General features: G+C 60.1%; 18 protein-coding genes. 4 read left to right on the forward strand and 14 right to left on the reverse strand.

Annotated features, from left to right (window positions below; genetic code table 11):
* Positions 1-18: 18 nt before the first annotated feature.
* The 12 genes from OKW27_RS15075 to OKW27_RS15130 all read right to left on the reverse strand — a co-directional run bounded on the left by OKW27_RS15075 (position 19) and on the right by OKW27_RS15130 (position 13290).
* Complete coding sequence (locus OKW27_RS15075; RefSeq protein WP_429333967.1) at positions 19-678, reverse strand: hypothetical protein; 660 nt, start codon at positions 676-678, stop codon at positions 19-21.
* Positions 679-721: 43 nt separating this feature from the next.
* Entirely contained in the window at positions 722-2014 is a 1293-nt protein-coding gene (locus OKW27_RS15080; RefSeq protein ID WP_429334608.1) for a chloride channel protein, read from the reverse strand.
* Positions 2015-2109: 95 nt separating this feature from the next.
* On the reverse strand, positions 2110-3312 hold the full coding sequence (locus OKW27_RS15085) for an MFS transporter (RefSeq protein ID WP_429334609.1): 1203 nt from the start codon (positions 3310-3312) through the stop codon (positions 2110-2112).
* A 609-nt stretch (positions 3313-3921) separates the two neighbouring features.
* Positions 3922-4245, reverse strand: coding sequence for a DUF1840 domain-containing protein (locus OKW27_RS15090; protein ID WP_090805945.1), 324 nt, complete (start codon positions 4243-4245; stop codon positions 3922-3924).
* A 363-nt stretch (positions 4246-4608) separates the two neighbouring features.
* On the reverse strand, positions 4609-5340 hold the full coding sequence (locus OKW27_RS15095; protein ID WP_429333968.1) for a YfdX family protein: 732 nt from the start codon (positions 5338-5340) through the stop codon (positions 4609-4611).
* Between the two features lie 524 nt (positions 5341-5864).
* Complete coding sequence (locus OKW27_RS15100) at positions 5865-7466, reverse strand: APC family permease (protein ID WP_184068996.1); 1602 nt, start codon at positions 7464-7466, stop codon at positions 5865-5867.
* Positions 7467-7711: 245 nt separating this feature from the next.
* On the reverse strand, positions 7712-8440 hold the full coding sequence (locus OKW27_RS15105; protein WP_090805950.1) for an ABC transporter ATP-binding protein: 729 nt from the start codon (positions 8438-8440) through the stop codon (positions 7712-7714).
* Positions 8437-9186 carry an ABC transporter ATP-binding protein gene (locus tag OKW27_RS15110; protein WP_184068999.1) on the reverse strand — a complete coding sequence of 250 codons (750 nt, stop codon included), beginning with the start codon at positions 9184-9186 and terminating at the stop codon, positions 8437-8439. The genes OKW27_RS15105 and OKW27_RS15110 overlap by 4 nt, the downstream gene beginning before the upstream one ends.
* Positions 9183-10076, reverse strand: coding sequence for a branched-chain amino acid ABC transporter permease (locus OKW27_RS15115; RefSeq protein WP_244168782.1), 894 nt, complete (start codon positions 10074-10076; stop codon positions 9183-9185). Before OKW27_RS15115 ends, OKW27_RS15110 begins: the two co-directional genes overlap by 4 nt.
* 53 nt (positions 10077-10129) lie before the next feature.
* Positions 10130-10999, reverse strand: coding sequence for a branched-chain amino acid ABC transporter permease (locus OKW27_RS15120; RefSeq protein WP_090805954.1), 870 nt, complete (start codon positions 10997-10999; stop codon positions 10130-10132).
* A gap of 116 nt (positions 11000-11115) precedes the next feature.
* Positions 11116-12372 (reverse strand): ABC transporter substrate-binding protein, encoded by a 1257-nt coding sequence (locus tag OKW27_RS15125; RefSeq protein ID WP_429333969.1) that lies wholly within the window; start codon positions 12370-12372, stop codon positions 11116-11118.
* 531 nt (positions 12373-12903) lie between these two features.
* Complete coding sequence (locus OKW27_RS15130) at positions 12904-13290, reverse strand: hypothetical protein (protein WP_184069008.1); 387 nt, start codon at positions 13288-13290, stop codon at positions 12904-12906.
* A gap of 516 nt (positions 13291-13806) precedes the next feature.
* Between OKW27_RS15130 and OKW27_RS15135 the strand changes: the two genes are divergently transcribed.
* Both OKW27_RS15135 and pal read left to right on the forward strand, forming a co-directional pair.
* On the forward strand, positions 13807-14085 hold the full coding sequence (locus tag OKW27_RS15135) for a hypothetical protein (RefSeq protein ID WP_143037191.1): 279 nt from the start codon (positions 13807-13809) through the stop codon (positions 14083-14085).
* A gap of 353 nt (positions 14086-14438) precedes the next feature.
* Entirely contained in the window at positions 14439-14936 is a 498-nt protein-coding gene (gene pal, locus OKW27_RS15140; RefSeq protein ID WP_184067238.1) for a peptidoglycan-associated lipoprotein Pal, read from the forward strand.
* Between the two features lie 28 nt (positions 14937-14964).
* Here the strand turns inward: pal and OKW27_RS15145 are convergent, their stop codons facing one another.
* Together OKW27_RS15145 and OKW27_RS15150 are read right to left on the reverse strand one after the other, a co-directional pair.
* A complete protein-coding gene (locus tag OKW27_RS15145; protein ID WP_090805959.1) occupies positions 14965-15219 on the reverse strand; it encodes a hypothetical protein in 255 nt (84 codons plus the stop codon).
* A complete protein-coding gene (locus OKW27_RS15150) occupies positions 15203-17137 on the reverse strand; it encodes a chloride channel protein (RefSeq protein ID WP_090810060.1) in 1935 nt (644 codons plus the stop codon). Before OKW27_RS15150 ends, OKW27_RS15145 begins: the two co-directional genes overlap by 17 nt.
* Positions 17138-17609: 472 nt before the next feature.
* Here OKW27_RS15150 and OKW27_RS15155 point away from each other — a divergent pair, with 472 nt between their 5' ends.
* Complete coding sequence (locus OKW27_RS15155) at positions 17610-18044, forward strand: MarR family winged helix-turn-helix transcriptional regulator (protein ID WP_429334610.1); 435 nt, start codon at positions 17610-17612, stop codon at positions 18042-18044.
* A 468-nt stretch (positions 18045-18512) separates the two neighbouring features.
* Positions 18513-19253 carry an ATP-binding cassette domain-containing protein gene (locus OKW27_RS15160; RefSeq protein ID WP_090805962.1) on the forward strand — a complete coding sequence of 247 codons (741 nt, stop codon included), beginning with the start codon at positions 18513-18515 and terminating at the stop codon, positions 19251-19253.
* Positions 19254-19343 lie beyond the last annotated feature (90 nt).

The raw sequence follows: 19343 nt of genomic DNA on the forward strand, positions 1-19343 counted from the left end.
ATCTCAAGTCGCGCCAGCTCATTCCTGTCTTTTCACCGCGCTGTTACGCGTATTGCGCTCGATCGCTGTGAGCAGTAGCAGCAAAGTCAGGAAACCTGTCAACGCGAGAAGAATTCCCAGCGACGAACCGAACTGAGCGTTTTTGCCCTCTGCCGCCTGAACGGCGCTTTGGGCCGCATCAATCCGCCCAATCTTGACACGGGCATACTGATCCATGGCCGCTGCAACATACCGCTCGCGGTTGTCCCATTCCCACGTAGCAGCGTGCTGCCCGGCAGTCGCAACAACGTCGGACAGTTCATCCAGGAACTGCTGTCGGTCGGCTTGGGGAATACGCTCGAGCCACGCCTTGAGCAGCGGTTGGCTTGCATTATTCTGGTTCAACAGGGCATTAAGCGGAGCGGGGATAATGAATCCCGCGGCGCCAGCGACATCCGCCATGGCGTTGCCGTTCGCGCTGCCGATTTTCAGACCGTCGTTGGCCGCCTCCGAACCCGCTATCGAAGAGAGTACCTCGCTCGCGCTGACGGGCGGATCTGTGATAACAGCTGCCGTCCTCGGAACGCCAAGCGCAAACATTAATGCGATCATCGCCAGGATGGCGCCAACTAGCGCGATGAGACATAGCACGCGCGCCATGCCCAATAGACGCTTTTCGATTCTGTCTGCGATCCCCATATGAACTCCGTCGATGTCTGTTCGACCTACCGTCGCCTTTGCCTCACGGCTTGCGCAGATAACGCTCCGAGAGCGCCTCGTACAGCGGTGGCGCAAAAAAGCGCGAGACGCGACTCGCGATGAGCGCCGTGGCCATCAGCGAGATAACGAGCGCGTGCCCGTTGATCATCTCGATGACAATCACGAACGCCGTGATTGGGCTCTGGGTGACCGCCGCCAGATAGCCGACCATGCCGAGCGCGATGAGCATCGGAAGCTGGATCTGCGAGAACGCCATGTGAACGGTGTTGCCGATGCCAGCCCCGATCGCGAGCGACGGGGCGAACAGGCCTCCGGGCGCGCCTGGCAGATACGATCCCACCATCGAGACCATCTTCAGGAGCGGGTATGCCGCGCTGACATGCGCGCTGCCTTCCAGCATGCTCCGCGCTTCGGCATAGCCGCTGCCAAATGTATGGCCATTGGTGCTCACGCCGACGAGCGCAATGACCAGGCCGCATAGCGCGCCGAATAGCACAGGCCGCTTCACGCGCAGTTCGAGCAGAACTTCGGGCATCCAGCGCTTCGTGTTGAGCAACAGCCAGCAGAAGCATCCCCCTAGCGCGCCCGCAAGGACACCGATCAGCACTACGGCGAGGCTGAGCCATCGGGGCAATCCCGACCCGATATCGATCGTGCCGAAATACACATAGTTTCCCTGCAGCCCAAGTGAAACGACGCCAGCGAAGATGATTGCCGTGATCAGCACGCCGCTCGCGCGCTGCTCGAAGCTGCGCATGAGTTCCTCAATGGCGAACACCACGCCTGCGAGCGGAGCATTGAATGCCGCCGACAAACCGGCGGCCGCACCCGCGAGCGCGAGTCTGCGCTCCAGCACGCCCGGCCGGATCGCCAGAAAACGACTCGGGTAAAAGCGCCTCAGGCTGAACATCAGGGCGGCGCCAACATGAATGGTCGGACCTTCGCGGCCGATGGTAAAGCCACCGAGCAGGGCCAGGAACGAGACCAGAATCTTTCCAACGAGAATACGCAGTGTGAGCAGCCGTGGCCCGAGTTCGTTCGGCCCGTGCAGCATGGCGATCACCTGGGGGATACCGCTGCCCTCGGAACCGTCAAAGAAGCGCCGTGTAAGCCACACCGTAACGGCGCCTGTTGCGGGCGCCACAATCAGAGGCAGCCAGAACCGGTCAGCCGCATAGCGAAGGAACACAGCGTAGCCGAAATCGATCAGCTTCGCGTAAAGCACCGCGACCAGGCCTACGGCGATCGCCCCCAGCCAGAACACGCCATAGTGGAGCCATAACCGGTTGATGCGCTGCAGCTTTCGACGGTCCATCAGCGCGAGAATGCGCACGATCTGTTCCCCTGTTTTTCTTCTGGGTTTTTTCCGGCGACGCCCTCACGGGCTGCATTTCGCGCCAGAAGCGCGACTCAGGCTTTCCGCGGTGACGGAACCTTCATATTGAACGCGATTGCGAGCCAGCACAATATGAGCCCGGAGCACGCATAAAATACCGCGTTCGCGCCATCGTGTTTTAGAAGCCAGCCGCCAACCACGCCGCCGAGGGCAAGGCCGATCGACTGCGTGGTGTTGTATACGCCCGTGGCCGCACCCTTCCGATCGCCCGGCGCGAGCTTCGAGACGAGCGAGGGCTGCGACGCTTCGAGGATGTTAAAGCCGAGGAAATACACGAACAGGACGGCGGGCACGATAACGAGTGTATGTTCGAGCGAGCCAAGCAATAGCTGGCCAATGAGGATCAGACCGATTGCAGAGACGACCACGGCCTTCATTTTCCCCCGCTTCTCCGCGGCAATGATGGCCGGCACCATCATGACGAACGCAATACCCATGACCGGCAGATAGACCTTCCAGTGCAACGAGACCGGCAGCCCTGCGTCGACGAGCAGGCGAGGCACCACAAGGAACAGCGCCGTTTGCGTGGCGTGCAGTACGAGCACGCCGAAGTTCAGGCGCAGCAGCTCGACGTTGTGGAGCACTTCGGCAAATGGCGCCCGCAAGTGGACGGGCCGGTTCGGCGAATCCGGCACGACCCAGATCACCACGCCCACCGCGAGAATCGAGAGCGCGCCGACCAGCGAGAACAGGCCGCTCATCCCGAGCCAGTGGAACACCAGAGGCGCACCCACGATCGCCACCGCAAAAGAAATGCCGATCGAGGCACCCACCATCGCCATTGCTTTTGTGCGGTGCTGCTCGGCAGTGAGGTCGGCAATAAAAGCGAGCACCGCGGAGGAAACGGCGCCCATTCCCTGGATCACGCGACCGACGATTATCCAAACAATATCGTGCGCCCCCGCGGCGACGAAGCTGCCGATCGCAAATATTACGAGACCCGTCGCGATAACTGGCTTGCGGCCAACCTTGTCGGAAACCCAGCCGTAGAAGATATAGAAAAGCGATTGAGTGACGCCGTACGCCCCCAGCGCGATGCCGACCAGCAGGAGATTGTCGCCGCCGGGAATGGTTTTCGCATACACCGAAAACACCGGCATGATCATGAAGAGACCGAGCATGCGCAGTGCAAAGATCGCGGCGAGCGACAGCGTCGCTCGCAGCTCGAGCGCACTCATGCGCGAGCGGGAAGTGGCCGATGTGGAAGTTGCGCTCATATCGTGTAAAAAAAAAACCCAGCAGTCGCTGGGTGAAGATAGCTGCCGATGCTGCAGTCGGACGTGCTTGACCGGCAAGCTGAGGACACGTCGAAGTCACGCGATTCCGCGCCGCACCCGCTGAAAGCCTGGTGCAATATTATGGCACGACATGACATTTCCAGGAAATTAGACGCGAAAACTTAAACGAAACTTAAAACCCGGCTCGTGAGCCAGCCGGCGTGCTGCTTGAGACCCTGGTGATCTGGGACGGCGTGCTCTCTCTTTTATGCGGCCTTCGACGATCCCCAGACGGTCATTGGAACCCTGAGCGCTGCGAGGGCTCCCGCTCCCGGAAGCGAGTCGGATGCGGCCAGACCTCTCGTCCTACGGCCGCATGACGAAGGGCACGCGCGATTTACCGCTCGCGCAGATTACGTCGGATCGCAATCATTTAGCTTCGCGACATGTCGAGAATTATTGATCCGATGCGGCAGGTCGCTAATGAACGTCAGGTCGCATCTGCAGACTTATCGCGTCTATCCCCTGGAACGCTCTTGCGCTGACAACGGCATCGGCGCTGTCTCGCAATAACGAAGACATGCGCCGGCACCTCAGCGCTCCAACGGTCTAAATACCCCAGAGAATATCGTCGCCATGGCGATGGGCCTCGCGCATCATGTCGAGCAATGGCCAGGCGCGATGTTCGACGGTCGCGGCCGCACTGTTTGAACTATGGTCGTTCGGCACGTGATGGAGGACGTTGAGGGCTAATTCGGTGCGTGCCTGATCTTCGATAGCGCGTTCAAGCCGCGTTATCACCGTACCCAGTTCGTCGTGGCTGATGACGCCACGAGTGGCGACTTGCTTACCAATGGCTGCGAGGAGATATTCCGCGAGGTTCCGCAGCATGACGACGTCCGGAGTTGAACGGCACTTGAACGTAACAAGCATACAGACCTCTCCGCGAAGGACAACTGTGCCGCCGAGGCGGCCGCCTGATGCAATCGACGCTTATAACCAGCAACGAGGCGTGCGCTAATCCCGATATCCAAAGTGTAGGCTAATATGTCACATTGTGCTATATAAAGATCAGATGCGCGGACCGTACCTTACCGGCGCGCAGGCAGGTCGACATGAATCTAACTCGCGGGCAGCGCTCATTAGCTGCGCACGACGTTCGTTGTGTTGTGGCCTAAGCGGAGGCAATAAATGCCATGATCGACTGCTCTTTGGGGGCGTGATGACCCTCCAGAATAAGCTAACGCTAAATTGTCCCTCTGTACCGCCAGGGACGCTTTGGCATCGCGGACAGATTCATCGTGCGCTCGCGGACGAGGCGGGATGCCCGGCAGGCTTCGAAGCCATTTGTGCGGTTTGTGCGTGCTGAGGAATGGCGTCCAGGTCGACCCAGTCATACCGCACGCTCGCCACCGCCTGCCGGAGGGCGTCATTTGCTTGATAGTACTGGTGATGAGAGATCAGCCTCGCAGCGTCATTGACGTCCGCGATCACCAGTTTTAGCGGAACGAGTTCCATGGTGTAGGCAACGTTGATATTCGCGACCTTCAGGGCGTTGAGCGCCTGATCCCGCTGACCTTGCTTGATGTGCTCATTCGCGGATGCCACCGCTTTGGATTTCTCGGAAGACTGGGCGAGATTGTCGGTGATAGTTACGTCAGCGCCAACTGGAAGCCACGTCAGCTCCTGCGAAGCGTGAGCGACGTCCGCTTGGACATGCGGTGCACCGGAAGCCGTGGGTGGAAGTTTCAAGTCTTTTTCAGCCTTGGTAAAAGCAGTATTGTCAGCCTGCGCTTCCTGCAGTGATTTCTGGGCGGCTTTTACAAGCGTGGCGGCCTCCGAACCGTTACCGTTGAAGATCGCGAGTCGCGCAAGTTCGATCTGCTGGAAGGCCTCGTTTCCTTTCCCCGAGACTTTGCCCATGTCCGACGCGACGGCCCGCGGGGACTCGGCGGCCTGCACGGTCGCACCACAATAGGCGGCGGAGAGCAACGCGCACGTGACAGCGATAACCTGATGCCTTTTCATGGTTCATTCTCCTCAGCGAGTGTCCAGTTCCAGACGTCGCATGCGGCCTTGCGCGCTCACATCGGCGGCGCATATGGCATGCGAGACTTTCACAGGGCTTGAACTTCGAACAGTTGACGCTTTAAAGCTAGGCCGTGTTGCTTAAAGGACGCTTAATAAGGAGCCATCCGGACGCAAGGCGGCAGCACTGGGTAGTGCGAAGAACAGGACCTCGCCAGTTAGCGTTCGCATGATGTGCTAGCAGCGCGAAGCGACCACTGCCGCTTCTGATGCGCAATGACGTCAGGTTCATCGCACATACTCGTGATCATCGGCGTTAGAGGGCGCTCATTCTGCCCGTCGCTTCCGGTTAGACAAGTCTTGCTCGATCGCCGCTCATTACATGAGCGCGACTCCCTGACCAGATCTCACCGTTGGAAGTCTGGCTTGCAGTTCAGGCGGGTACTCGGGTAGTCCCTTCAAGCGCCCCGCTAACGGATCGAGCTTCCGTTGACTCCTCCCTCGCTGAACGATGGCGTTGCCAGTCAACTCGTCGCGTCCATTCGCTCCATCATTGCTCGCGTCTGCTCGACGCGCAACGCGCAGCGCATTGCGAGCCTCATCACGATCACGCTCCAGAGCGCCACTAGAAGAATGTCCCAACCGAATCCGATCACACCGAGTCCGCCACCGATGCCGCCGAGCCACGACAATAACCAGATGCCCCCAAACCACGGCAACAGCCACGCAATGTTGTTCCAGCCGAAGTCTTTCGCAGCTTTGCGCAAGACGATGTGGTAGTACGCCGCGTAGAGTACGAAACCGATCGCCACCAGCGCAAACAGAAAGGTGTTCGTTGCAAAGCCAGTCCAATATATTACGAGGTTGCTGCAGATAAATGCGGCTGGCGCCAGCACGGGCGCGGCCCACATGCGAAATGGACGATGCAGTTCCGGAAGGTTACGGCGTAACACCAGCAACGCGATCGGACCAAGACCATATGTCAGCACCGTAACCGACGTAATGTAGTCGACCATCTTCTGCCATGCAGGAAACGGCAGCAGGAAAATGGTGCCAACCACCCACATCACGAGAACCGCCAGCCATGGCACCTTGTTGCGGTTCAGCTTTGTCAGCACGCGGGGACCGGCCTCCATTTCGCCCGTAGCAAAGAGGACGCGCGATCCGCCGGTTACATACATCAGCCCCGTGCCGCCAGGCGATATATAGGCGTCGATGTATAGAAGCGTCGCCATCCAGCCGAGCCCGAGCGTCGCGGCAAGTCCAGCGAACGGTCCCATTTCCCCCTTGAAGCTGAGGTGTGCCCATCCGTGCGCGAGATCGACCGGCGACAGCGCCCAGATAAAGGCCACTTGCAACATGATGTAAACCACTGCAGCGAGCACGACCGAGCCAATCACGGCTAGCGGAATGTCGCGATGTGGATTGGCCGTTTCGCCGCCGAGGTCGATCGCAGTACGGAAGCCCAAATAGCTGAAAACGATACCTGCTGCGGGAAGTGCCGTGAACATGCCGGAGAGCTTGTAGGTGTCAGGCGCCGCACGCACGACATCCCAGTGGGTGCTCGCTGCCATCAAGCCGACGATGGTCAGTATCGGCACCAGAATTTTCCACCACGTAATGGTTGAATTGACGTTGAGCAGCCATCTGATCACCATCAGATTCAGCAGCGCGGTGATTCCGAGCAAACCGGCGCACACGAAGAAGCCCGCCAAACTCAGCACCCCGGCGGAGCCAGGACGGATCAGCCATGGCAGATAGTTGCTTGCATAAGTGACGATTGCTTCGGCTTCGACTGCAGGCACCGGGACATAGGCGAGGAAGAGCAGCCAGCACCACAACCTTCCAAGTCCGTCGCCATGGCTCGCGTGGCTCATATGAACCAGCGCCCCACTACGAGGAAAAACGGCGGCAAGCTCCGCGAAACATAGCGCAATCAGCATGATGATGACAGCGCCAAGCGCCCAACTGCCTATGCTCAGCGGACCGGCTATTCTCGATGCATGGTAGGCGCCGAACAGCCACCCTGAACCAATCATGCTAGTGGTGCTTGCGAACAACAACCCCACTATCCCAGCATCGCGACGCAGTTTTCCCGATAGCGTCAGGTCGGAAATCGTGCTCATTTCTGGTCTCCTTGCGCCTGCCCCGAAGTTCGGTTTTTGAACCGGCGTTGCGCGAAAGAGGCGGTGCGCATCCGCGCACCGTCATACATGAACGGCTCACCCTGAACGCTTCGACCGCAAAGACGGCGATAAAATTCCCGCCGTGAACCGAAGCGACAATTAAAGGGCTTGGAAATGCCCGTGCGCTTCGACGAGCGTTAGTTCACACTGTGCCATTTCAAATTCGTGGCATGGCTTCATGCGATTCAAGCATCGTCGAGCATGCGCCAATCGCTCGCACTGGCCCCGGCCAGAGTACGAACACGAGCTTCGTCGCGCGCAAGTTCTCGCGCGGATCCGGAAAAAACGACCCGACCATCGTCCAGCACGCAAGCCGCGTCGGCAATCTCGACAGCCGCTCGAACGTTCTGCTCAACCAGAAGCACCGACATGCCTTCGGCGCGCATTCTGACGATAACATCAAACACTTCCCGCACCATCAGCGGTGCGAGACCTTGAGACGGCTCATCGAGAAGCAGTACGCGTGGGTTGAGCAGCAGGCCGCGTGCGATCGCGAGCATTTCCTGCTCCCCTCCGGAGAGTTGCCGGCCCTTGCTGTTCCGACGCTCGCGTAACCGGGGAAAAAGCTCAAACACACGTGCGATCGTCCAAGGACCGGTGCGCCCGTTGGGCACAAGCAGATTTTCTTCCACGCTGAGACCCGCGAATATGCGCCTACCCTCCGGCACATATCCGACACCGAGCGACGCGACCCGGTCTGGCGGCCAGCCGGTCGTTTCGCGGCCTAGAATGCTCACCCTCCCCGCGCGTGGCCGGGTCAATCCCATCAGGCTTCGCATGGTTGTCGTCTTGCCGGCGCCGTTGCGCCCTACCAGGGCTACAATCTGGCCGTCGTCAACGTCCACCGATACGCCATGCAGAATGTGGCTCTTGCCGTACCAGGTCTGCAGTCCCTCGGCAACCAGGGCACTCATTTTGCTGTTCCCAGATAGGCTGCTTGCACGGCTTGATTGCCGGTGATTTCTTCCGGCGTTCCTTCTGCCAGAATCCTGCCTTCGGCGAGCACCATGATGCGCTGTGCCAGCTGGAAGATGACGCGCATGTCGTGCTCGATCAGAATCATCGTCAGCGATCGATCGCGGTGCAGGCGTCGTATCAGTCGCGTCACGTCGTAGGTTTCCTGATCTCCCATCCCCGCGGTCGGTTCGTCGAGGAGCAGGAGCCTGGGTTCGAGTGCGAGCGACATGATGATTTCCGTGGCTCGCTGGTCGCCAAGCGACAGCTCGCCCACCAACCGGCGCGCTCGCTGCTCGAGTCCGCCGAGCACGAGCAATTCTTCCAGCCGCTGGTTGACGGTCGCGCGCGCCGCCCTCGATAGCCACGGCGAGAGCCTGTGCCCGGCCCGAAGTTCGACCGGAATCCGCAGATTATCGCGAACGGACAACTCAGGAAAAACTTCCGTAATCTGGAAAGTCCGCGCCATTCCCATGGCAACGCGGCGATGAGGCGCAAGCCGGGTCACGTCGCGTCCGTCGAACACGATACGCCCCGACGTAGGCGGAAAGAACCCACTGATCAGATTGAAGAACGTCGTCTTTCCTGCACCGTTAGGTCCAATTACCGCGCGAAGCTCACCGGCTTCCACAGTCAGGCAAACATCGCTAACCGCGCGAAGATTGCCGAACCGGTGAGATACGTGATCGACTACGAGCAGGCTCATGAACGCACCCCGCCCGTCCGGATGCCCAGCACGCCACGGGGAAAGAACAGAACGACGAGGATGAACAGCAGGCCGATAAACGACATCCAGTTCTCAGTCCGTGTGGAGATGTAATCCTGAACCAGCACGAAGACGGCCGCGCCGATCAGCGGTCCCCACAGCGAGCGCATTCCCCCCAGCACGGCCATGATCACAAAATCGCCTGACTGGTCCCACCGCAGATCATGCGGATCGGCGAAGTTATTGAGCAGCGCGTAGAGGGTACCGGCAAAACTCACGAAAAAGCAGGAGATCACGAACGACAGCCAGATATGCTGCTCCACCGGCAGCCCCAGGAAGCGCGCCCGCTTTTCGTTCTCGCGTATCGCCAGAAGCGTACGGCCAAACGGAGAGCGCAACAGCGCAGTCATGACGGCAACCGACACGGCAAAGCAAAGCAGAACGAAATAGTAAAACACGGTGCTGTTGCCAAGAATGTCGATTCTCTGCTGGCCAAAGTGGAGAGGCATGCGATGCCATCCGGAGAGCCCATCGTCGCCGCCAGTCACGGCGTTCCAGCGAAAGGCGACGAAGTAGAACACCTGGCCGAATGCGATCGTCGCCATCGCGAAATAGACGCCCCGAAGCCTGGCAATCAGCGCGCCGATGAGCGCCGCCGCCAGCGTGCCGGCCGCGACCCCAATGACGATACCAAGCAGCGTATTCGGCACCAGATAACGGATCGTCATACCAACGCCATACGCGCCGAGACCAAAATATGCCGCGTGACCGAACGACAACACGCCAGTAAAACCGAGTAGAAAATTGAGCGCCATCGCCGCCAATGCCATTACTACTACGCGTGTACCAAGTGCCGTATAGCCGCCGAGCCAGGTGATCCAGTACGGCATGGCTGCGAGCGCCAGCCAGACCGCCGCATTCCCCGCGAGTTGCAGTGATGATCTCACTGGACCCTCCCTTCCTCACCCAGCAGTCCGCGCGGACGTACGAGCAGCACTAGCCCCATCAGGACGTAAATCACCGCTTCGGTCGCGGACGGGAAAAAGACAGAAGTCAGGCCAGAAGCGACGCCAATGAGAATGCCGCCGAGCAGCGTACCCGGCAGGCTGCCCAGTCCCCCGACGATGATCGCAACGAAACTCGGCATGATGAGCGAATCACCGATGGTCGGTTGCAGTCCGAGCATGCCGGCTGCCAGTACGCCAGCCAGCCCCGCGAGAAAGATGCCGAGGCCGAAATTCATGCTGCGAAGCCACCGTACATTCACGCCCAGTGTCGCGACCGTTTCGAGGTCTCCGACACCAGCGCGGATACGAATGCCGGATCGAGTGAACTTCAGGAACATGAAGAGCGCCGCCACGACGATCACAACCAGAACGACCATGAACACACGATAGCCCGTTAGAAAGAAGAACGAGGACGTCAATGGCCGGTTCAGCGCGTCCGGAATCTGGTATGGCAATGTCTGAGGCCCCCAGATATAGCGGCTACCGTCCTGCAGCAGAAACGCGAGCCCGAACGTGAGCAGCAGACTGTATAGGGGATCTCTTCCATACAGCCGGCGAATCAGTACCCGCTCGATCAGCAGTCCGAGAGCAGCCGTCAGCAAGGGGGCAATAACAAGCGCAGCCCAAAAGCCGACATACGGCATGATCGTGTAGGCGAGGTAAGCGCCAATTGCCAGGAATCCGCCGTGCGCGAAGTTGATGACACCGCTCAGATTCAGGATCAGCGACAGGCCAAGCGCCATTAGCGCGTAAAACGCGCCAATGACGATACCGTTGAAAACGTTGAACAGGATCAATTGCGTCATACCGTTACCTGTGCTGCCGACGTCCGCTTCCGATGTCCCGGCTCATCGGTCGCGCGGCAATTGCGGCAGCGCGACATCATTAGGCACTCAGTCCCCTGTCTGGCTCCCCGAACCGGTCATGCCCATGTGAGATGGCAGCCGGTTTCGCTGACCGGCAGCGCCGCGTCGATGCCCTTTACCAGCCGATCGACGTGGAATAGATCATCAGGTCTAGGTCCCTGCGCTACCGCATGTCCCACATAGAGATCCGGCATGAGCTGATGGTTGCCGGCCCGATAGAACGGTATGTCCGGCATCAGCCCTACGTCCGGCGGCAACTTGAAGCCTTCGAGCGCCCGCGCCAGTTTCACCGCGTCAAGCGTCTTCTCCTGATTAGCGACGAGTGCAACGCTATTGACAGCGACGTGCCCGAACCAGTGTCTGGCAGTCGGCACTCTCCCGGCCTTCTTACGGATGCCGGCCACGTATTCCGCTACGTGGGGTACGTTGGGCTGGTCCCAGTACCATTCGAATACCCACGTACCGATTCGCGCATCCGGCGGCAAGCCCTCGAGCACCTCCAGTTCCTGCTGCGCCCCGGCGATGTGGAAACGCTTGTTAAGGCCGAACTGCACCGCCTGCTTAAGCGAATTGACAGAATCCTGACCTGCGGTAAGAAACAGGATGACGTCAGGATCGGCAGCCTGCGCCTTGATCAAATACGACGAATAGTCGGTGGTGCCAAGCGGCGCCAACGCGGCTCCAGCCTCCACCCCTCCGAACTTCTTCAGGCTCGCCTCGAAGCCGAGTTGCAAGGTGTGGCCAAATGCGTAATCGGGGGTGATGAAAAACCATTTTTTTCCGTACCGGTCGAACAGGACCTTCGATACCGAGTTGGTTTCCATCCTCGTCGTATTGCAGACCCGAAAGACGTTCCAGTGACAATCTGTACCGGTCACGGCGTCGGTATGCCCACCCGTCACAATATGCAGTGTTTTCAATTCGTTTGAAACCTGCCCCATCGCAAGCGCCATAGCCGAGTTGACATTGCCAAGCAGGAAGTCCACCTTGTCACGTTCGATCAGCTTGCGCGCCTTCTGTACAGCAGCGCCAGTATCCGCGCTGGTGGAATCCTCCACGATGAGCTGAACCGGACGACCCAATATGCCCCCGCGCGCATTGATCTGATCGATCGCGTATTCGCAACCCATTTGCTCGTTCTTGCCGAGTTCGGCATAGGTACCTGTCAGCGGGTCGTCGAGCCCGAATTTGATTGGAACCTCTCCGCGCGCCTTGATGATGAAGGGTGCGCCGATCTGCGCAATTCCGGCTGCGGCAGCAGCCTTCAGTACGAGCCGGCGATGCCGTCGGCCCGCGGTCGATAGTCTTCCCATTTCGGTCTCCCACAGAATGGACACGTCCGAGCAATGCTCGCGCTCTCCTCCTGGGAAAGCTGGTTCCGATTTCTACGCTTCGGATTTCCAACGCATATCAAATGTTAGTGCACGATATGACATAATTCCATGAGATGTAACGAAACGTCTGAGTGCCAGCCGGTCTATCGCGGTGATTCAACGCACACCGGCGCGGTGCGCGGGTAAAGCGCTTCAGTAAATGTCCCGGGATGCGCATGAAAGAGACGCGGGAAAACCTCCACTCTGAAGAATCCTTCCTCTATTGAGGCATCTGGAACAACTCCGATGCTCGCGCCGGGTGTTGGGAGATCTGGCAGCATCGTAGGCAGTGGTCGCGCTCGCAACCGATCCGCTTGTCAAAGATTGCGCCAAAGCGAACGCGAAATTGTGGGACCACATCGGCGTTTCGTGCGCGGCATCCGTTACAGAGATGGCCGATTTCGAATGGGTGAGTTCCCCTCCGCAATCAAGCAAGACCAGCCACGGCCCTCGCTACCGCGATTGAGATGATTAATCGAGGCTCGAAGCCCCGAAACCCAATGCGCTAAGTGCGAAACTTCCTGCGCCAAACGCATTACGTGACGGCGTGTATGCATCGTCAAACGCCAGGATTTCGCCGTGCGCTGCCAGCGATATGTCCGCCAAAGAAGACCGGGAATACGGATCGGCGCGCTCCGGATACCATGGTGTCGTTGGAGAGGATACTGCCTCAGAGGTCGAGCCTCTGCTCGAAGACCTCATCTTGGCCCATGGACCAGAGGAATCCAGCGGCACTAACTCGTCCAGCATACGATCACCTGTCATCGCGTTCACGCTGCCGCAAATGGCTGTCGCGACCAACAGCACGGCCTTGGTGAGCTTGCGAAGGAGTTTTGATGAGTCTGGCGCAGACTTCATGAATGATCGCTGTGTCACTTCAGAATTCAGACGTTTGGAACTTGCCGCCTCACGGCACAGTCGCTGCATGATAGCGGGTGGCCTCTGCCAAATAAATCTGTGTTTACTCCCTATCTGCGAGTGCAGCGCACCGATGGATCCCGCACCCGGTGCTTACCCCGATGATCGGATATGGCCCCGCAGCGGCCGCGCATGCCTTGCCCAGCCACCTGTCCGACAATTTGCGCAAACTCAGCGCATATGCCATGAACAACTTCATTGCACGGATGTCGCAAGGCAACGCTCGCCTCAAAGCGGCCCATCCGAAATCCAGTACTACATGCCGATATATCTGTAACGCTCCGCCCGTGCCTCGTAAAGTGGTGGCGCAAAAACCTCGAAATGCGGCTGGCAATCAGCGCGGTCGCCATCAGCGAATGACCAGTGCGTTCCTATTGATCATCGCGATGACAATCACGAAGGCCTTGCCAACCCGGAGACGACGCCGATCAGCAGCACCGCGACGGCGAGTAGCGGATGGTCCGAAATCGCGCGGGATGGAAGTGCCGCAGGTTAAGCATCAGCGATGCGCCGACGTGGATCGTCGGCACGCCGCAATATGTCACAATCTGCATCAATCAGATGCGCTTCCAGCACTGCGACGAGAGCGGTGACCAACGGGCCCACCCAGAAGATTCCATAGTGGAACCAAAGCCGCCGAACATGTTGCAGCGTTCTTCTGTCCAGGATGCGGAAGAAAGTGGCAGACGGATTCAACGTCAGATAGGGATCAACGAAAAAAAAGCCCAGCCGTGAAGCTGGGCGGAGGGGAATCGCCTTCTGTCGCCTGAAAACGAGTGGGCTTGCTGACGGACCATACGCCATAACATGCAATATCGGCACGCCAGGTCCCACACCACTAGCCCCTAGGATAAGCACGTTGTGACATTTATTCAAGCGATTCCTGCACCTTCTTCGGAAAACCCAGGAAGGGGGAACAGGGCAGGAGTTCATTCAGATGACCTTCGCGAGATAACGGCGGCTGCTCCGATGGCGGCATCGCCTGGGAAAATACGGAGGCACACCACGCAAACGCCACATAGACTTCAAGACGTCGCTTCCCTCGACGTACTGCCCTGCTCCACGTCGTCACTTTTCTGGGAGACAGAATGAAAAAATGCACGATCCGGCTCACGTTCGTGATGCTCGCGCTGCTCGCCGGATGTCATGAAACGAAAACGCCGCAAACGGTCACATCGAGCGGCCAGGCTGCCAATGCGTCGGCGCTCAGTACCAGTCCCTCGACGATCGACGAACTGAACAATCCCAACAGTCCGCTTGCAAAGCGAAGCATCTATTTCGATTTCGACAGCTATACGGTCAGGGATGACTATCAGGCGCTACTCCAGGCACATGCGGACTATCTGCGCCGGCATCCGTCCCAGCATGTGCTGATACAGGGCAACACCGACGAGCGCGGCACCACCGAATACAATCTCGCCCTGGGCGAGCGGCGCTCGCAGGCCGTCATGCGTGAGTTGGAAACGCTTGGCGTGCCCGGGACGCAACTGGAAGCCGTCAGCCTGGGCAAAGAAAAACCGGTTGCGCTGGGGCACGACGAGGCGTCGTGGTCGCAGAATCGCCGCGCCGACCTGGTGTACCGCTAATCGCGCAGCGCACGACGCGCGGAGCAGTTCAAAGCCCGAAGTACCAGAGCCGCACGTCCTCTTCCTCCGACCATATCTGCACGTCCAGCATCTCGTCGAATTCGACCGGCTCGCCCCGGTACATGCAGCAGAACCCGCGCTCGGTGCGATAGACGATCACCCACTCGCGCGGGTCGGGGGCTGCGTCGGGCGAACGGTCTTCCCGTGTGCTCCCGGAATCCGCAAGGTGCACCGCGGCCTTGAGCCGCTCGCGCAACGTCCGCCACTCAGTTTTCAGCTTCACGGTCGCTCACCTTGAGACCCCTGCCGTGCACGGCATACGAAGCGTCGTTGACGCGCACGGATTGCATCGGCGTGGCGGTCCTGCCGCGAGCCCGGGGCTGGAAAATATCGATACTGCGGGCGACGGCGTCCGCAATATGCTCCTTCGCAATCACGCCGGACACGTCGAACGCGCCATCGACAGCGGCATCGACGAGGACCACCGCCATCACCGCGCGGCGCTGCCGGAGTTCGCTGATCACTTCGAACGCCGCATCGGATCGCTTCACGACGATGAAGTTGCGATTCGCGAGTTGCCCGATCGTGACCGTCGGATTGTCATGGCTGACCGCGCGGCGCAGGCCGGTGTTGATGCGCAGCACGCCGTACAGCATGCCTGCCTTCGTGACGACGATGTGCCGGAACGGCGCGACGCCCATGCGATCGAGGAGATCGCGAAACGGGACCTCCACGTCGAGCACCAGTATGTCGGCCTCCATGATCGCCCCCGCGTTCTGCACGAGAAACATATTGGCGTGCAACGCATCGGGAATGACATGACCGCGCCTGACGAGTTTCATCGTGTAGATCGTCTCGCGCGAGAGGAGCCGGCGGGTGCCGATGCTGAACGCAACCGCAAGTATCATCGGCAGCACGATGTCGTAATCGCGCGTCATTTCGAAGATCATCGCCACTGCCGTCATCGCGGCACCCGTGCCGCCCGCGACCACCGCCCCCATGCCGACCATCGCGAATGCAGGCACGCTGACCGGAGCGGCCGGCACCAGCAGATGGAACAGGGACGCCAGCGCGGCGCCCAACGTCGCGCCGATGAACAGCGACGGCGAGAACACGCCGCCCGACGAGCCGGAGCCGAGGCTAACCGACGTCGCGGCCATCTTGCACAGCGCAAGCAGCAGCAGGAACAGGCCACCTTGCAACTGTTCATTGAGCGTCGCCTGGATCGTTGCGTAGCCCACGCCTTCCACGTAGTAGCGGCCTGCGTAGCGCATCAGCAGATACATCATTACGCCGACGAACAGCATGCCGAGCGCGTGGCGCGCAAAACGCCCCGGAACGCGATCGAAGGCGTCCTCCGCCCAGTGCAATCCGCGAATCAGAAACGCGGCCGCCACGCCGGCCACGACCCCGAGCAGCGCGTAAAGCAGCAGCGTGAAGCCGCTCGCGAGATGGTTATCGAGCGCTCCGAGCTGAGGGGGAACCAGGAAAGCCGCTGCTCCGCCCAAGAACAGCCGTCCCACGAACGTGGCGGTGCCCGTTGCCAGTGCGACGGGCAGAAAAGTCCCCACGCTGATTTCCGGCATCATCAGCTCGGTCGCGAACAGTACGCCGCCGATCGGCGTATTGAACGTCGCGGCAATGCCGGCCCCCGCGCCGCTCGCAACGAGAATGATCCGCTGACTGGCGGGCATCCGCAGCCACTGACCCAGCGTCGAGCCCATTGCCGAACCGATCTGGATGATCGGACCTTCCCGGCCCACCGCCGCACCGGTGCCGATCGCGATCGCCGATGCGAGCGACTTGACGACCGCCACGACCGGACGGATCACGCCGCCCCCGAAATAGATCGCGTCCATCACTTCTGGCACGCCATGCCCTTTTGCTTCCGGTGCGAAGCGGCTTACCAGCCACGTGACCACGAAGCCGCCTGCTACCGGCACAAGAATCACCCATGCGCCCCACGGCGACGGCGGGGTAAACTGGCTCGCGTCGTAGAGCGGCGAAAGGCGTCCGAGAAACGCCGCATTATGGATAGTGCCGATCAGCATCCTGAACACGACCGCGCCAAAACCGGTCACGATCCCTAGGCAGAACCCCAGCATGCTCATGCGATAGAGGTCGAGCGGCTTCACGACTTCTTGCGCGTTTTCAGGAGGCGCCGAATCTCCTTCCTTGCCGTCGAGCTTCGTGGGGGCCATATCCCGCTTCTCCTCGCATGACAACACCGCGTCATCGTTCGGCGCGGGAGCCTCGAGCGGTCCCATGCACGCAATACAAGGTCCACGCAGAAAGAAGCCGAGCGGTCTTGGGGGATGATCGAACATCGCACCGCCCGCCTGAATCGGTCGGTGCGACCGGGTAGACAGGCCTCGGCAATCATGTCATGCCGTGCCATGCACTATAGTCCTATCAACGCGTGTTCACCAACCTTGATGGTCGTGGCGATACGGAACACCCACCGTTCACCGCATCCAGATCCGGCGCGGGCACGCAATCCATCTGATACGATTTTGCGCTGTCACCCCGTCACGCCGCATTGCCGGTGCGCTTTGCGATAGAGCAACAGGATTTCAGCAAGGCTGCAGAGAATCCGGTTTCAGGCGCCTGGTCCATGTTCCGAACGAGACAGGTAGCAAAGTGAAGCAAACATCACCGCACATCCGGGTCGGCATGCCCAACAAGCAGGATCTCGAAGCCATGTCGGCATTCCGTTACCAGTTACGCAGGTTCCTGCGGTATTCGGAAGAAATTACTCACGCGGAGGGAGTCACGCCTCTGCAATATCAGATGCTCCTTCACGTCAGGGGATTTCCCGAGCGCTCCTGGGCCAGTATCGGCGAACTGGCTGAACGGTTGCAGGCCGCGCCCAACGGCACCGCGGCGCTCGTGTCCCGCTGCGAAGCCGCCGGGTTCGTCGAGCGTCGCCCCGACGCTTCCGACCGGCGACTCGTGCAGGTCCACCTGACGGAAAAAGGCGAGCGGTGCCTGTTGAAGCTCGCGATGCTGCACAAGCGGGAAATCGAGTCATTCGGTTGGGCGCTGGGGCAGTTTCAGGTTCAACAGACACCACTGGTTGGCGCAGCGGCCAAATCGCCAGATTGGTGATCTTGCAGCGGCGCCAGGGATGAGCGTTCGTCGACGGCCGGCGCGCCAGCGACGATCTCTGCGTGCCAGCCCTTTAGCCCGTGCCCGTACGACCCATTCTCAAGACATCCAAGACCGCTTGGGCTAATGGGTGATTACCCTCGCACGGACGCGCCAGAAGCTTTCAGGCCTGCCTCAATTGGGGCGATCGTACTTGTCATGCCAGGAGCGGCGCCTGTGGCGCGAAGTCCGCTGGATGACATTTTCCGATGGACGCGAGCGGCTCGACGCCCCTCAGCGGCCACCGCTCGCCGCTTCGTGCGCAGCCGCACTGGACGCGCCTTCCGATTCGGCGGCACGTTCGACAGGTGGCCAAAGTGCCTTGCTAAATGCCCTATCGTGCGCTAAAAAATATTTACTTCCTTCGCGTGTCTACTGGCCGTCCGGCCAATGCCATGGACGCCCCCACTCCAGCGAGCACGACTGTCCATGAGTCTTCTTGAGCTCAGAGGCGTTTCCAGGCATTTCGGCGCCATTCAGGCCCTGACCGACGTGACGCTCAGTCTGGAGCCAGGTCAGGTCGTGGGGCTCATGGGCGATAACGGGGCCGGGAAATCGACTTTGGTGAAGGTCGTCGCCGGCAACTTTCCACCTTCGCACGGCGAAATTCTCATCGATGGAAATCCCGTGCATTTCAACAAGCCGGTCGACGCGCGCGCGCGCGGCATCGAAGTCGTCTATCAGGATCTCGCGCTCTGCGACAACCTGACGGCAGCCGCCAACGTTTTCCTTGGCCGCGAACCGCGGGTCGGGTTCGGGCCTATCCGCGTGCTCGATCACGCGACCATGTATCGGCGTGCGGGTGAACTGTTCAAGGCACTGAAGTCCGAGACGCGCCCGCGCGACCTCGTCAGGCAAATGTCGGGGGGACAGCGGCAGGCGGTGGCCATCGCCCGCACACGTCTCTCGGAAGCAAGGCTCGTCCTCATGGACGAGCCGACCGCCTCGATCAGTGTGCGCCAGGTCGTCGAGGTGCTGGATCTCATCAGACGCCTGTCCGAACACGGTATCGCCGTCATCCTCATCAGCCACCGCATGCCTGACGTATTCGCCGTTGCCCAGCGGGTGGTTGTCATGCGGCGCGGGCGCAAGGTCGCCGACAAGAAGACCGAAGAGTCCTCCCCGGAAGAAGTGACCGGACTGATCACCGGCGCCATCGCCGCTGCCTGAAACTGCCTCGCATCGGAGCCACCACATTGAACGACGCGCCGCGAAGGCCCCCTACAACCCCGCCATTGCTCGATGATCCACAGTCCGCGA

This window comes from Paraburkholderia sp. 35.1 (assembly GCF_050436525.1).
GTDB lineage: Bacteria > Pseudomonadota > Gammaproteobacteria > Burkholderiales > Burkholderiaceae > Paraburkholderia > Paraburkholderia tuberum.

What these genes read in the sequence shown, in the direction of transcription:
- OKW27_RS15075 (WP_429333967.1), bottom strand. Translation starts at nt 678, where the DNA reads ATGGGGATCGCAGACAGAATCGAAAAGCGTCTATTGGGCATGGCGCGC.
- OKW27_RS15080 (WP_429334608.1), bottom strand. Translation starts at nt 2,014, where the DNA reads ATGGACCGTCGAAAGCTGCAGCGCATCAACCGGTTATGGCTCCACTAT.
- OKW27_RS15085 (WP_429334609.1), bottom strand. Translation starts at nt 3,312, where the DNA reads ATGAGCGCAACTTCCACATCGGCCACTTCCCGCTCGCGCATGAGTGCG.
- OKW27_RS15090 (WP_090805945.1), bottom strand. Translation starts at nt 4,245, where the DNA reads ATGCTTGTTACGTTCAAGTGCCGTTCAACTCCGGACGTCGTCATGCTG.
- OKW27_RS15095 (WP_429333968.1), bottom strand. Translation starts at nt 5,340, where the DNA reads ATGAAAAGGCATCAGGTTATCGCTGTCACGTGCGCGTTGCTCTCCGCC.
- OKW27_RS15100 (WP_184068996.1), bottom strand. Translation starts at nt 7,466, where the DNA reads ATGAGCACGATTTCCGACCTGACGCTATCGGGAAAACTGCGTCGCGAT.
- OKW27_RS15105 (WP_090805950.1), bottom strand. Translation starts at nt 8,440, where the DNA reads ATGAGTGCCCTGGTTGCCGAGGGACTGCAGACCTGGTACGGCAAGAGC.
- OKW27_RS15110 (WP_184068999.1), bottom strand. Translation starts at nt 9,186, where the DNA reads ATGAGCCTGCTCGTAGTCGATCACGTATCTCACCGGTTCGGCAATCTT.
- OKW27_RS15115 (WP_244168782.1), bottom strand. Translation starts at nt 10,076, where the DNA reads ATGCCGTACTGGATCACCTGGCTCGGCGGCTATACGGCACTTGGTACA.
- OKW27_RS15120 (WP_090805954.1), bottom strand. Translation starts at nt 10,999, where the DNA reads ATGACGCAATTGATCCTGTTCAACGTTTTCAACGGTATCGTCATTGGC.
- OKW27_RS15125 (WP_429333969.1), bottom strand. Translation starts at nt 12,372, where the DNA reads ATGGGAAGACTATCGACCGCGGGCCGACGGCATCGCCGGCTCGTACTG.
- OKW27_RS15130 (WP_184069008.1), bottom strand. Translation starts at nt 13,290, where the DNA reads ATGAAGTCTGCGCCAGACTCATCAAAACTCCTTCGCAAGCTCACCAAG.
- OKW27_RS15135 (WP_143037191.1), top strand. Translation starts at nt 13,807, where the DNA reads ATGGTCCGAAATCGCGCGGGATGGAAGTGCCGCAGGTTAAGCATCAGC.
- pal (WP_184067238.1), top strand. Translation starts at nt 14,439, where the DNA reads ATGAAAAAATGCACGATCCGGCTCACGTTCGTGATGCTCGCGCTGCTC.
- OKW27_RS15150 (WP_090810060.1), bottom strand. Translation starts at nt 17,137, where the DNA reads ATGGCCCCCACGAAGCTCGACGGCAAGGAAGGAGATTCGGCGCCTCCT.
- OKW27_RS15155 (WP_429334610.1), top strand. Translation starts at nt 17,610, where the DNA reads ATGCCCAACAAGCAGGATCTCGAAGCCATGTCGGCATTCCGTTACCAG.
- OKW27_RS15160 (WP_090805962.1), top strand. Translation starts at nt 18,513, where the DNA reads ATGAGTCTTCTTGAGCTCAGAGGCGTTTCCAGGCATTTCGGCGCCATT.